We start from the raw sequence: 13,119 nt of genomic DNA, 5'->3' as shown, positions 1-13,119 counted from the left end.
CCTCAGCGCCCCGTGAGGGTCAGGTCTTCAAGCGTTTCAGGCCCCCAGGTCAGCCGGTGCAGCCCGTCCTCGGTGACGACGACCGTGTCCGAGAAGCGGAAGCCGCCGACTCCGGGCAGATAAATGCCCGGCTCCACAGAGAAGACCATGCCGGGCTGGATCACCGTCCTGTCTCCCCTTGCAATATAAGGCCCCTCATGGGCGGTCACCCCCATGCCATGGCCTGCACGATGGATGACGCCGTCGCCAAGACCCGCTTTTCGAAAATGCGCGGCGGCCGCCTCGTCCACGTCTTCGAGGGTTCTGCCGGGACGCATGCCCTCCATGACGATCCGCCGCGCCTCAAGCATCGTCTCGAAAGGGCGGCGCGCAGCTTCGGGCACGCGGTTCAGGAAAAAGGTCCGTTCCACCTCGGCACCATATCCGTTCAGGACTGAATTGAAGACGGTCACGTGGGGGCCGCCTTCCTTCATCTTCATGTCCAGGTCGGTAAAGTTGTGCGGATCATGGCTGACATCGGCATTCTGGATCAGCGTCATGATCTTGACCGCATAGGGGTTCACGTTCGGATTGTCGGCCACCATGCGCGCCATGACTTCGCGACCGATGGTGGCGTTGATGGTGGCCTGCCCCATGCCCGGATGCGCCTCGCGCAGGAGCCGGTCATGGGCCTCGGATTTAAGGCGGCACCCATAGGCGATCCGGCCCAGTTCATAGGGCGACTTCACCTCGCGCGCCTTCTCGACCGGATCGCAAAGCTTCCCCCGCCCACCAAGGGCATTGAAGAAGACCGTCGGCAGACGGCTGTCGGCACCGATCCGCCCTGCCCGCGGAAGGGCATCGGCAAGCCTGTCGGCCCATGTACGGCCCGGTGGCGCGGGGTATTCAGCATAGGCAAATACCTCCAGCGGCCCGACATGACGCACCTCTACATGGTCAAGTTCAAGGCGCGGAACCACGAAACGCGGTACGCCTTGCGCGGGAATGACGAGGATAAAGGGCCGCTCATGCACGAAATTGGCGAAGTTGGTCAGCCACAGGATGTTGTCCACATCGGCAGTGACATGGGCTGCAAGGCCCGCTTCCTCAAGCATCCCCTGCACCTTTTGCAAGCGATCCGCCATTTCCTGCGGGCTTGGCGGGGCGAAAGTCTCAACAATCTGCACGATGCACACTCAATTCATCAAGGAGGGAAGCCAGAGGGTGATGGCCGGAAAGGCCACCAGGATGACTAGCGTCAGCAGGTCCATCGCGATGAACCAGCCGACGCCGCGAAAGATCACGGGCATCGGGATCGCGCCCTTCATCGTGCTTTGGATGACGAAGATGTTCAGTCCCACGGGCGGGGTGATGAGGCCGATTTCCAGAAGCTTGATCAGGATGATGCCAAACCAGATCAGATCGACCCCCGCCGCATTCGCCATAGGCAGGATCAGGGGCGCCGTCAGCAACAGAAGGCCGATGGAGTCGATGAACATGCCAAGGATGATGTAGAGAATCGAGACAAGGATGATCAGCCCGATCGGCCCCAGCACGCTGTCGGCGAAAAGGTCGGACAGCGCCGTGTTTAGCCCGGCCACCGCCACGAAGCGCGTCAGAAGGGCGCCACCGATCACGATGATGAAGATCGAGGCAAAGGTGATCGCGGTCTGGCGCAGCGCAGACAGGAACAGAGGCAGGCGGAACGTCCCCATCAGGGCCGAGATCACGATGGCACCCAGCGCGCCCAGAGCGCCGGCCTCCGTCGGGGTGGCCAGTCCGAAGGAGATCGACCCCATCACGATCGCCGCCAGAAGCGGCAGGGGCGTGATGTCACGCAACACGACCCAGAGCGGCGGCCTCTCCTCGGGCTCTGCACCGCCACCCTGCCCGGCCAGTGCCGGATCCTTGATGCAGCGGATCACGATCATGCCCAGGTAGATGATCACCGACAGGATGCCCGGCAGCACACCCGCAAGGAACAGCGCCCCGATGGAAACATCGGCATAGACGCCATAGAGCACCATCAGGATGCTGGGCGGAATCAGGGAGCCGAGGGTACCGGCGGCGGCGACCGACCCGCTTGCCAGGCCCTGATCATATCCACGGCGCAGCATTTCCGGAATCGCGATCCGCGCCATGGCCGATGCCGTCGCGACCGAAGACCCCGAGGCCGCCGCGAAAAGCGCACTGGCCAGGACGCTGGCGCAGGCCAGATTGCCGGGCAGCCGCGCCAATAGAATCCGGGTGGCCGAGAACAGCCCCCGCGTCAGCCCGCTTTCGGATGCGATGAACCCCATCAGCAGGAACATCGGCACGGCCGAAAAGCTCCAGTTCGTGGCAAGTTCATAGGGCAGACGCGCGACCGAACCGATGGCCGCGCGCAGGTTGGTTTCCAGCGCGATCCCGAAGAAGGCGACGGCAATCAGCGACAGGCCGATCGGCATCCGCAGCGCAAGCAGGAAGAGCAGGATGGCAAAGCCCGCGATGGTGGGCAGAAAGGCCTCAAGCATCGGGGTCATCTCCGAACACACGTTTCACAAGAACCAGCAGCGCCGTCGCGGTGGCGAGGGCGAAGACCACGGGCATCACCCAGCGCACCGGCCAGATCGGCAAGAGGTTGACGCCCATCGCCACCTCGCCCTGCGCGGTGGCACGCAGGGCCTGTTCCAGCGTGAACCAGGCCAGCAATCCGTAGATCCCGATGGTCAGGACGCCCGCGATCAGCCGGGCGATCCGTTTCATGGCCGTCGGAAAATGCTGATAGAACAGGTCCGTTTCGATATGGCCTTTCGAGATTTCGAGGAACATCAGGGGCAGGAAGACCGCGGGCACCATCCAGTAATAGGAGACGATCTCCGAGGTGGCACTGAACGGCGCGCGGAACATGGCCCGCATCAGCACATCAAGAGAAATGGTCACAAGGATCCCGAGGACTGCCAGCCCCGCGAGATTGGCCTGAATTGAGGCAAGGGTTTCCGCAAGGCGGGCAAGGCGTGTCATCATCGCGATCCGATCCGCTGAGGGGACAGTCAGGCCCGGCATCCGGCATGGCCGCTGAAAGCCGGGCCCGGGGCATCAGTTCAGCCCGTAGGTCGCGAGATCGAGCTTGTCATAAACCTCGGAGCGGATCAGGTTGGCCAGTGCTTCGGCATCATCCTGCGGAACATCCGCCAAAAGCGCTGTCCACTTGTCCACCGTCGCCTGGAACCGGCCCAGAAGGGCCTCGGCCTCGGCGATCTGATAGGTGTCGCGCACGATGGCCACCGCAGCCTCAGGCTGGGCCGCGCGGAAGGCGTCGATATGGGCGACGAGATCGGCGCCGGGTTCATGGAAGGTCACGCCCAGTTCGGCCAGTTTGGCACGCGCCGCCACTTCTTCCTGCAACGTGCCCTCTACGATCAGCGCGGCCATCGCATCGGCATTGGCGTGCAGCAGGCCGCGGCGGGCATCCACCGACAGGCTTGCCCATTTTTCGGGATTGTAGCCATGGCCCAGCCCCGCCCAGAACAGCGTGACAGGAAGATCGGTGATGTGCTGCGCCACCTCGTGCAGGTTGCGCACCAGGGCATCGGCCGCCGTGGTCGTCGTGCAGGTCAGCGCCCCGGTATCCAGTGCGCCATATTGTTCGTTGGTATTGAAGGAAACGGTCGTTGCCCCGGCTTCATTGGCCCATTGTGCGGGCGCACGTCCGGGCAGGCGCAGCGAGGCGCCTTTCATGTCCTCCAGCGTGATGATGGGACGGTTGCAGATGAGGACATAGAGATTGGTTGCATAGGAACTGGCATAGACGACGCCAAGCCCCTTCCATTCTGCCTGCTGCGCCGGGTCCATCGCGTTGAACTCCGTCGCCGCCGCGATCATCACGCGCGGATCATCGAAGGTCATGCCCAGCTCTTCCACCGCATTCGCCACGGGCAGGTCGGACGGGGTATATTGTGCGAAATGGCCAGAGGCATCCACGATGCCGTCAGCGATTTCCTGCAGGTTGCCCATTGGGGTGACGCGGGCGGATCCAAGTTCCACCTCGACCTTGACGCTGTCACCCGCATGAACAGGCACACGCTCGGCCCAATAGGTATAAAGATAGCGGGAATACTGGTGCTGAGGCGGCAGCCAGGTCGCGGCAACCACCGTATCCTGTGCACTGACCCCGCCAGCAGGCAGGGCGAACAGCGCGGAAAGCAATGCGGGCTTAGCAATCTTCAACATTTTCACCATTTTCTCCGTGTTGGTATCGCCACTTCAGGCTTGAATGGCAGCATTCTTGACGACTGCCTTGCTCAACATCAGCTCCTCGAAGCCGAGGATGAATTTCTCGCGCGCTCCCGGCTCCACCCCGAAAGTCGACGTGAAGGCGTGGCCGCGCAGCAGGTTCGATGCCATGGCCCAGTGCACCCGCTCCTCATCGGGTGGCAGGCCGAGGTCGAAAGTCTCAATCCAGAATGCGTTCAGCCCTGCCCGCCAGGTCTGGACCGCATCGGCGACCAGTTCCGACAGTTCCGGCTCTACCCGGATGGCAAGCGCGATTTCCATCGAACCGATGAAAAGGTCGCTTGCGAATGTCTCCACCACGTGTCGGGCGAATTGCGTCCGCCCGATCTCTCCCTGCCGCAACCTTGCGCCAAATCCGCCAAGCTCCGTCTCAAAACTGACGAGCAGGTCAGCGAAGGCGGCAGCAATCAGGTGGTTCTTCGTCGGGAAATGGTGGAAGAGGGCCCCCTTCGAAACCCCCGCCTCAGCAACGATCCGCTGGATGGACAGGCCAGAGAAACCATTCAGGATCAACTGCCGCGTCGCCGCCTTCTTCAGGACCATGACCATCTGATCCGCGTTGCGGCCCGGAGGTCGAGGGTCTATCGGCGAGTTCAGCATGATCTTTACTCCGTTTCCCCCATTAACATACCAACTGGTCGGTTTGTCAACTGGAAAGCTCAAAATCCGATCGCCGCGCACGCCCCATCAACTGGCCAGTCCAAATTCCAAAAGCCCCGTCACGCCCAGAACAGGACGCGGCGCAGTAGCCAGTCGGGGAACGCGGTAAGACCCTTCTAACGGTCAACGCCTTGGGTGACCGGATCGTTCCCCGGCCGCCCGCTCTTGACCGCCGCGCTGGCCGATCATCCATGAAAGTGCTAGCCCGACCACGGAAGACACAAGGAACACGATTCCGAAGGCGGCACTCGCCGCAAAGGCTTCCTCGGAACGTGCCCCAACCAACGGCAGAATGGCCACCGCCGCTCCTTCCCGAAACCCCCACCCACCGACAGCGAAGGGCACCAGCATCGCAAAGAGAACAAGCGGCACAACCGCAAAAACCGCCGCGGCCGGCAGGAACAGCCCAACCGAGGCGGAGGCGGCGGCAAAGGAAAGGACATTGGTCGCTACCGTCCCAAGGCTCAGCATCGCCTGCCACAGAGCGACATCACGATGCAGCAACGACCACCGCATCGCCACAAACCAGCGCGCCAAGGCAGGGCGCCGCGCCGCCAACACGCCAAGGCCCACCCCCGTAGCGACCACCAAACCCGCAAGGACTCCAAAGGCGGTGATTAGGGGCAAGGGCGGACTTACCCCACCGGGAACAAGAATCGAAAGCCCGCCCGAAATTAGCGTGACCACAACCAGCGCCACCTGCCCCGACAGACGCTCGAACAGCACTGCCTGCCCCGCCTTTTCCAGCCCCGCGCCTTCGCGCGCCCGCACGGCCCGCGCCGCGTCGCCGATCACACCGCCCGGAAGCGTCAGGTTGACCGTCTGGGACAGGAAATACTCCCGCAACGCATGGTCCATAGGCATCAGCTGCCCAAGACGCGCCGCCGTGACCCGCCACCGGATCGCGGACAGAACCGTCTGGAGCAGCAGCAGCAGGAGTGCGAGAGCAAGCCAGAACGGATCGAGCGTCCGCATCCGCGCCATGACCGCCGCCCCGTCAACAGCCTGCCAGACGAGGGCCAACAGGACCACGGTGAGCAGAACCCGTGCCACCCCTTTGCGCGTCACGGCCCGCCCCCCGATTCCGAGGAGTAGGCGGCAACGATCCGGTCACGCATCTCTTCCATCGGAAGGGCGGCCAGTGTTTCCGGCGGGATCAACCCGGGCGCAAAGCCCCACCCAGCCGCCGCATCGACCAGCGCGGGGGGGCCGATCAGATGCAGCGGCACATCGTGCCGGTCTTCCTGCGCCACGAAGCGGGCAGCCTGATGATCTCCCAGAAGAAAGACGAGTGGCCCATCCGACCCGGCCCGTGCCACCCAGTCCAGCGCCACCTCCAGTGAATAGGCGACGGCCTGCCGGTACTGATCGCGCACACGGTCGCGGTCCTGCCAGACAACATTGGGCGGATCCCCTTCCTGCGCCATGGCGTCAAAGACCCTGCCATCCCCTACCTTTTCCCAGGGGATCATACGCGGCACTGGCACCCAAGGCGCATGCGACGAAATCAGCACGACCTGCGCGAACAGACGCCCATCGCGCGGCGCGGTGCCCACCAACCGGTCGAAGGCGGCCAGCGTGAACTGGTCGGGCATCGTCACCCAATTGAAGGGCAACCCCCGATAGCCCAGATCGGAGGCGGGAAGAATGCGGTCGAATCCCATCTTTTCCCCTTCGGGCCAGTCCATCGTTATGGCCGGCATCACCGCCGCGGTCTGGAACCCGCCCCTCCGGGCGATGTGGAACAACCCCTCCCGCCCAGAGGCCAGCAGCGCCTGATAGCGCACCTGATCGTTCACCCGCAGGCCGTTGGCAAAGGTGGCATGGGAAAGCCAGCTTTGTCCGCCACGGGTCGGCGATCCAAGATAGCCACTTCGCATCGCGAGGCCCCTTGCGGCCAGCTTGCGCTCGGCCTCAGACAGCACTGCGCGCGTGGTGTCAGCGTAGAGCGTGCCATCGATGCTGGCGCGCCCATAACTTTCAATGAAGATCACCACGACATCGCGGTCGATCAGGTCAAGCAGTCCGGTCCTGTCCCGATAGGGGTCCTGCGCTGCGGCCTGACGGAAGGCGGCCATGTCTACCACGGTCCGTCGGATCAGGCGTACACGCTCGGCCGCCAGCCGTGCCGTGAAGGCCGCGCCGGGCGGGTCAAAGCGCGGCTCCCAGCGTTGCATGATCGACGCGGCCTCAAGCCCCCCCGCAACGGCCGCCGCGACCGTCACACTGCCCGCGGCCCGGCGCAGCCAGACCCGGCCCGGAAACAGTGGCAGCCGTGCCCAGACCCCCATCGACCACCACAGGGCCCAAACCACGCCCGCCAATCCCGCCACAACCGTCAGCACCACAGCCGTGGCAAGTGCCACCCCTACCGACCCGACAAGAAGATTCACGCCGGCCGCCGCCAGCGGCAGGTCACCCACCGGGTTGAAGCCGCGACTGAACGCCGTGAACATTGCGATATCCGCAAACTTCAGGACGATGATCGCAGTCAGGATCAGCGCCAGCCCCGCCCGCAGCACCCGCGCTCCTCTGCCATCCCCTAACAGCGGCAAGCCCAGCAGAAGTACCGGCAACTCAAGCGGAAAAAGCCTCAAGGCCCCCAATGTAACCGCATCTGGATGATTGGGTTGGATCAGCACCAAATGCAGAAGTCCCGCCGCCAGAAAGGGGCGCCAATGCATGTTCATGCGCGGTTCCGCCACAGCCAAAGCGTATCCCGCCCGAAGGACCACAGCAGCGCGACCATGGCAGGCCATGCGATCAGGGCAGCAAATACGCGCGGAAGGTCAGGAATCTGCAGCAGGATCAGGGCGCCGACCTGCACCACGCAGACGACCTTCCGACCGAACCGCTCCGGCAAGGCGGCTGCCAGCCATGGAAACGGCCAGAAGGCCAACACGAACAGATACCGCATCAGACCCAGCACAAGGATCTCCGGTCCCGTGATCCCCGCCATCCAGACGTGCCCGGCAAGGATCAGCGCAAGCGCCGCATCCGTCTCCATGTCGAAACGCGCTCCAAAGGCCGAACTCAGACCTTCGCGACGGGCAAGCCAGCCATCCACACCGTCCAATGCAAGCGCCACACCCGCCAAAAGAAAGACCACCCAGCCATGCCACCCGGCGGCCAGCAGGCCCGCCAGGGCCGACACCATCGCCGCACGCAGAAGGGTTACCTGATTGCACAGCCCCAGCCGATCATGCGGATAGCCACGCGGCAGCAAGACCGCCACCAGCACCAGCAATCCCGCTACCGCAAGGCCTGCCACCACGGACGCCATCGCTCCTGCCAGACCGAAGGCCAGCCCCGGCCCTCCGGCCACCGCAACCGACACGGCAAGGACCATCCCGCGCGGTAGACCCATGCTTGAAGAGGATGCCCGCGCCCCTATCGTCATATGAACACCCGATGGAGGATGGCATGGCGGCGGCAAAGAACGGATACGGCAGGGCGCGACGCGCAATGCACTGGATCATGGCAATCATGATCCTTCCGAAGATCGTAGTGGGCCTCGCCATGGTGCAGCCGGGCTGGCCACGCGCGGTGCAGAACACGATGTTCATCCTGCACAAGAACGTGGGAAGCCTTCTCCTGATTCTTGGGGTCCTGCGCGTGGTCATCGCTCTGCGCAACCCGGCCCCGCCTATGCCTGCCACCCTGCCCGGTTGGCAGCGGATCGCTGCCCATGCCAGCCACGGCATCCTCTACCTTCTCGTTCTCGTCATGCCGCTGTCCGGTTATGTCCGGGTGCGCGCAGGGGGTTTTCCCATAGAGGCGCTCGACAAGATCGGCCTGCCGACGCTCATTCCCCGCTCCGACACGCTGGCAGAGGTCGCGAAAACGATCCACGAAATCGGCGGCTACGCGCTGATCGCGGTGCTTCTTGCCCATATCGGCGCGGCACTCCATCACGCGCTAATCCTGCGCGATGGCATCTGGTCGCGCATCTGGCCACCCCTGCAGCGCTGATGCCAGATGTTCATAGCAGCGTGACCGCACGGGGAGCCACCGCAGCCGCGTGGACAGGCACCCAAGCTTGCGCTGCGCTTGCATCGAGGGCGCAGTCGAAGACGACCTCGGGGCCAAGCGCATAGTTACGCGTTTCCGGCCGCAGCGCATGCGCGAGTTCGGCGACCGGGTTCTGCAGGGTGATCCCCTGCGGCCCGCCCCCGATCAGCAGAGGCGAAACGGCAACTTGCAGACGGTTCAGAAGCCCGGCCTCAAGGAAACGCGCAATGGTAATACCACCGCCCTCGACTAGCAGGCTCTGCACCCCAAGGCCTTGAAGCGCGTCCAGTATCGCGCAGGGATCAAGGCGACCGTCGCGCATGGGCAGGGTGACGACCTCCACGCCCTTCTCCCTCGGGCGGTTGCAACCCTGCACCACGATCCGACGCACGCCATCGGCATGGAGCAGCGGCAGATCATCGGGCATCCGGCCTTGTGGATCGACGACGATGCGCGCCGGACTATCCCCCCGGCACAGTCGCACCGTCAGGCGCGGGCGGTCATGCAGCGCCGTGCGCACCCCGATCAGCACACCGTCGACCAGCGCCCGCAACCGATGCAGATGCGCCAGCCCATCGGGGCCCGAGACATCGCGGGCATCCCCTGCATGTGTCGCCACGCGACCATCCAGCGACTGGCCGATCTGCGCCACCACCTGCCGCCCCAAATCGCGCCGGGCCAAGGGCGCATAGAGGTCCAGCGCGGCCCTTTCTCCCGCGCTCCAACGCCCGCAACAGGCGCAACCACGCCCCGCGCGGATGGAGAGGAGTCGATCCCATACTCTGGGCGTCACTTCGACCGAATGCATCGCCTATTCCCCTTGGCCCGCAAAATCATCGGGCAAGGCCAGCAGATCGACATGCCCGATCCGGCACATCGCTTGCGGCAAGGCCGCCAACCGCTCCCTGCACCACCCTTCCGCAATCGCAGCACCCGTTTCCGCCGCGGCCCCCGCGATGCCCGGCAGGAGTGCCGCCTGCAAAGCTGCCTCCTCAGGCCCAAGCACCCATGGCGACCCTGCCAGTTGAACGACGAACCCCGCTGCGCGCAGCCGCTCGGCGGCGTATTCTGCGGCACGTGGCCCCAGGGCCGGGCCGAAACCCTTGTCGCCCGCCTGATGGCGATTGAAGGCTTCCGTCACCTCGGCATCCCCTGCAACTTCGGGCGTCCAGTCCATCCGCCCATCATAGCAGAGCGCTGCATAGAACGGCAGGCGCAATGCGGAAAGCCGCCCGATCAACCTATCCAGCCAGTCCGCCGAGACAAGGTCGATCAGGGCAGAAGCCGTCACCAGACCTGCCCCCTCCAACGGCAATGCCTCCACGCGGTTGAGGTCGAGGCGGAAAGCCTCTCCCCCTGCCAGCGCGAGCAGGTCGGCATCCGCATCCACCATCCGCCACACAGCGCCGGGCAGCGACGAAGCAAAGGCCCGCCGCGTCGATCCGGTGCCGCAGCCCAGATCGACGATCACCGCCTTCGGACCGGCAGCCCGCGCCGCCGCTCGCAGCAGACCGCCATCCCTCGCCGCGTGATCGGCAGGTTCGCGCAACGCCAGCCAGTCGGCCGAAAAACCCATCGGTCAGATATCCCACTCGCACCAGGCCCGCGCCATATGGCTCTCATGCAGGGTGATGCGCAGCCGCTTCACTCGGCCCCCGTCCTTCAACTCTCCCGCGCGCAGCCTTTCGGCCATCCCGCGATGGATCACCCCGCACAGAAACTCGGTCGTGGTGAACTTGCCCTTGAATTCTGGCACCTCGTCCAGATTGCGATAACGCAAGGGTTGCAGAACGGCGGCCAGCGCCTCCACCGCAAGGCCGATATCGACGACAAGACCGTGACCGTCGATATCCTCGGCGAAGAAAGCGGCATCGACGGTGAATGTCGCACCATGCATTCCCTGCGCCGGACCGAAGACAGGCGAGGGCAGCGAATGGGCGATCATGATGTGGTCACGGACTTCGACGGCAAACATGGAGTATTCCTTCGGGGTTCAGTATCTGATGCGGTGGCAAAGCGTCTGCGGCGCGGCAAGGATGCCGGGATAGGCAGCGGGCAAGTCGGCAAAGGCAGTCTCGCCCGAGATCAGCGCGTCAAGCACCGGATCCGACAGCAGCGAAAGTGCCTTCTCCAGACGGCGACGAAAGGTCCAGCGAGGCCTCCGCACAGGTGGGAGGGCCCCAACCTGCGAACTGATCAGCCGCAATCTACGGCTGTGAAAGGCACCGCCCAGCGCAACTGGCGTCTCGCCTGCGCCATGCCAACTGGCCTCCACCACCGCTGCCTCGGGTCCGGCCAGATCCAGCGCGAGGGCCAATCCGGCCGCGCTGGCACTGGCATGGATGACGACGTCGCAATCCCCGTCCGCCGCGTCCGGCAGGGCATGGGCACAGCCTAGCATCCGCGCCAGATCGCCCCGCGGCTGTGGGTCAATCAGCGCAACCTCCGCGCCCGGCAGCCGCGCGGCCAGATAGCCCGTCAGCGCCCCCACAACACCGGCCCCGACGACGGCAATCCGATCCCCCGCCCCTGCCCCGCTGTCCCATAGGATGTTCAGCGCCGTCTCCATGTTCGCAGCAAGAACGGCGCGCGACGGCGGCACGCCATCGGGCAAGGGCAGAACAGCGGCTTCCGGCAGGCGAAACCTGTCCTGATGTGGATGCAGGGAAAAGACGGCGCGTCCCGCAAATGGCCCGTCCATGCCCTCGGCCACCATCGCGTAGCCGTATTTTACCGGAAACGGGAACTCTCCCTCCTGAAACGGCGCACGCATCCGCGAAAATTCCGACGGAGGCACACGTCCCGCGGCCACCAGCCGTTCCGTTCCCCGGCTGATGCCCGAGAACAAGGCACGATAGGCATGACCCGTGCCCTCGGATGCAGGCTGCAATTCCGCCCGGCCCTCTGCAACGCACCATAGCGCATGCGCCGTCATGGCAGCAGATGCCCGGATTTCGCGGCCTTGGCGGCAAGATAGCGCGCATTCTCCGCCCTTGCGCCTACCCGCAGCGGCACGCGCTCCACAACCGTGATCCCCTGCGCCCGCAGCATCGCCATCTTCGCAGGGTTGTTCGTCATGAGCCGTACCGTCCAGATCCCCAAGCGTTGCAGCAGTTCGGCCCCCACACGGAAATCACGTTCATCATCGGCAAAACCAAGTTGATGGTTGGCCTCGACCGTATCGAGGCCCCGACCCTGCAACGCATAGGCGCGCATCTTGTTGGCCAGACCGATGCCCCGTCCCTCCTGATTGAGATAAAGCAAAACACCCGACCCTTCGGCCGCCATGGCAGCCATCGCCGCATGCAATTGCGGGCCGCAGTCGCATTTCACGCTGCCCAACACGTCACCGGTAAAGCAGGCCGAATGCAGACGCACCAGAACTGGCGCGCCGGGGTCGGGCACGCCGATCCGCACGGCATAATGTTCCGCACCACCATCATCGGGTCGGAACACCTCGACCTGCCCCAAAGCACTCACCGCCAAGGGCACAGAAGCCGCACTCACCGTGTGATGGTCAGACAGGCGCATAGCTGCCGCCTCCACTTCCGCGCAGGTCAACATCGTAACCCGCCCGTCCCGCGCCAGCGACATATCGGCGAGGCGCACCGCCACAACCGCCGGAAGGAGTTGTGCCCCCTTGGCCAGCAGAATGGCTGTCTCCACCACACTCTGTGCAACATCCACCCGCTCAGGAGGCTCATCCGGAATACCGGCGACAGCTACAGGATCCGCATAGCCCCGTATCTGCCAAAGCGTCAGCCCTGCCACAGGCAGGGCTGCACCCTTTCCCGACTCCTTCCATCCCAAAGCATCAAGCCGCGCAGCAGAAAGGATCAGCACCGCCGCCCCGAAACCCTGCGCAGCGGCGAACCGAGCCTCCGTAAGCCCCTCCACCGCCATCACCAACCAACCCTGCCCTGCGTCGGATAGGACCACGGGAAGCCCAAGCCGTAGGTCCGCCCTTGCCCGCGCCACCCGCTCCAACGGCCCCGGAAGAAGTGCATCGTCCCAGCGGGTTCCCGAATATCCCTCCCGCTCCATGGCGCGGTGTAGAACCGTCATGATCTTCCCAACCTCTTGTCAGCCTTGGTGATCTAGTCCGCCCCCCCGCAGGGCAAGATGTCCCACAGCCCGCGATGCGTCAGGAGTTCGGCACTGTCGATCACATTTCCGTAAGGCTGCCATTCGCAA

The 13,119-nt window shown here is 64.5% G+C and carries 14 protein-coding genes; 1 reads left to right on the top strand and 13 read right to left on the bottom strand.

Annotated features, from left to right (window positions below; all coding sequences use genetic code 11):
- Positions 1–2: 2 nt before the first annotated feature.
- The 8 genes from TabM4_RS08420 to TabM4_RS08385 all read right to left on the bottom strand — a co-directional run bounded on the left by TabM4_RS08420 (position 3) and on the right by TabM4_RS08385 (position 8,281).
- Entirely contained in the window at positions 3–1,124 is a 1,122-nt protein-coding gene (locus TabM4_RS08420; protein ID WP_434621112.1) for a M24 family metallopeptidase, read from the bottom strand.
- A gap of 51 nt (positions 1,125–1,175) precedes the next feature.
- A complete protein-coding gene (locus TabM4_RS08415) occupies positions 1,176–2,501 on the bottom strand; it encodes a TRAP transporter large permease (protein WP_434621109.1) in 1,326 nt (441 codons plus the stop codon).
- Positions 2,485–2,985: a TRAP transporter small permease subunit gene (locus tag TabM4_RS08410; protein WP_434621106.1), complete on the bottom strand. Its 501-nt coding sequence runs from the start codon at positions 2,983–2,985 to the stop codon at positions 2,485–2,487. Before TabM4_RS08410 ends, TabM4_RS08415 begins: the two co-directional genes overlap by 17 nt.
- A 72-nt stretch (positions 2,986–3,057) precedes the next feature.
- A complete protein-coding gene (locus TabM4_RS08405; RefSeq protein WP_434621103.1) occupies positions 3,058–4,191 on the bottom strand; it encodes a hypothetical protein in 1,134 nt (377 codons plus the stop codon).
- Positions 4,192–4,224: 33 nt separating this feature from the next.
- The gene (locus TabM4_RS08400; RefSeq protein ID WP_434621100.1) at positions 4,225–4,854 is read right to left on the bottom strand and encodes a TetR/AcrR family transcriptional regulator; all 630 of its coding nucleotides are present in this window, start codon (positions 4,852–4,854) and stop codon (positions 4,225–4,227) included.
- A gap of 183 nt (positions 4,855–5,037) precedes the next feature.
- A complete protein-coding gene (locus TabM4_RS08395) occupies positions 5,038–5,982 on the bottom strand; it encodes a lysylphosphatidylglycerol synthase transmembrane domain-containing protein (RefSeq protein ID WP_434621097.1) in 945 nt (314 codons plus the stop codon).
- Positions 5,979–7,604 carry a sulfatase gene (locus TabM4_RS08390; protein WP_434621094.1) on the bottom strand — a complete coding sequence of 542 codons (1,626 nt, stop codon included), beginning with the start codon at positions 7,602–7,604 and terminating at the stop codon, positions 5,979–5,981. Before TabM4_RS08390 ends, TabM4_RS08395 begins: the two co-directional genes overlap by 4 nt.
- Positions 7,601–8,281 (bottom strand): CDP-alcohol phosphatidyltransferase family protein, encoded by a 681-nt coding sequence (locus tag TabM4_RS08385; RefSeq protein WP_434621091.1) that lies wholly within the window; start codon positions 8,279–8,281, stop codon positions 7,601–7,603. The genes TabM4_RS08390 and TabM4_RS08385 overlap by 4 nt, the downstream gene beginning before the upstream one ends.
- An 11-nt stretch (positions 8,282–8,292) precedes the next feature.
- On the opposite strand from TabM4_RS08385, the gene TabM4_RS08380 reads away from it, so the two are divergent.
- Positions 8,293–8,886: a cytochrome b gene (locus tag TabM4_RS08380; protein ID WP_434621088.1), complete on the top strand. Its 594-nt coding sequence runs from the start codon at positions 8,293–8,295 to the stop codon at positions 8,884–8,886.
- Between the two features lie 10 nt (positions 8,887–8,896).
- On the opposite strand, the gene TabM4_RS08375 is transcribed toward TabM4_RS08380, so the two are convergent.
- Genes TabM4_RS08375 through ribA form a run of 5 tightly spaced genes read right to left on the bottom strand, consistent with a single transcriptional unit; the run spans position 8,897 to position 12,969 of the window.
- Entirely contained in the window at positions 8,897–9,733 is an 837-nt protein-coding gene (locus TabM4_RS08375; RefSeq protein WP_434621085.1) for a RibD family protein, read from the bottom strand.
- A gap of 3 nt (positions 9,734–9,736) precedes the next feature.
- Positions 9,737–10,501, bottom strand: coding sequence for a class I SAM-dependent methyltransferase (locus TabM4_RS08370; protein ID WP_434621082.1), 765 nt, complete (start codon positions 10,499–10,501; stop codon positions 9,737–9,739).
- Between the two features lie 3 nt (positions 10,502–10,504).
- Positions 10,505–10,900: a 6-pyruvoyl trahydropterin synthase family protein gene (locus TabM4_RS08365; protein WP_434621079.1), complete on the bottom strand. Its 396-nt coding sequence runs from the start codon at positions 10,898–10,900 to the stop codon at positions 10,505–10,507.
- A gap of 18 nt (positions 10,901–10,918) precedes the next feature.
- Positions 10,919–11,860, bottom strand: a complete 942-nt coding sequence (locus TabM4_RS08360) for a zinc-dependent alcohol dehydrogenase (protein ID WP_434621076.1) — start codon at positions 11,858–11,860, stop codon at positions 10,919–10,921.
- On the bottom strand, positions 11,857–12,969 hold the full coding sequence (ribA, locus tag TabM4_RS08355; protein WP_434621974.1) for a GTP cyclohydrolase II: 1,113 nt from the start codon (positions 12,967–12,969) through the stop codon (positions 11,857–11,859). Before ribA ends, TabM4_RS08360 begins: the two co-directional genes overlap by 4 nt.
- Positions 12,970–13,119 lie beyond the last annotated feature (150 nt).

It is taken from the genome of Tabrizicola sp. M-4, from assembly GCF_051132405.1.
GTDB lineage: Bacteria > Pseudomonadota > Alphaproteobacteria > Rhodobacterales > Rhodobacteraceae > Paragemmobacter.
Note: the sequence above shows the minus strand (reverse complement) of the source record. Positions and strands in the feature narration are given on the sequence as shown.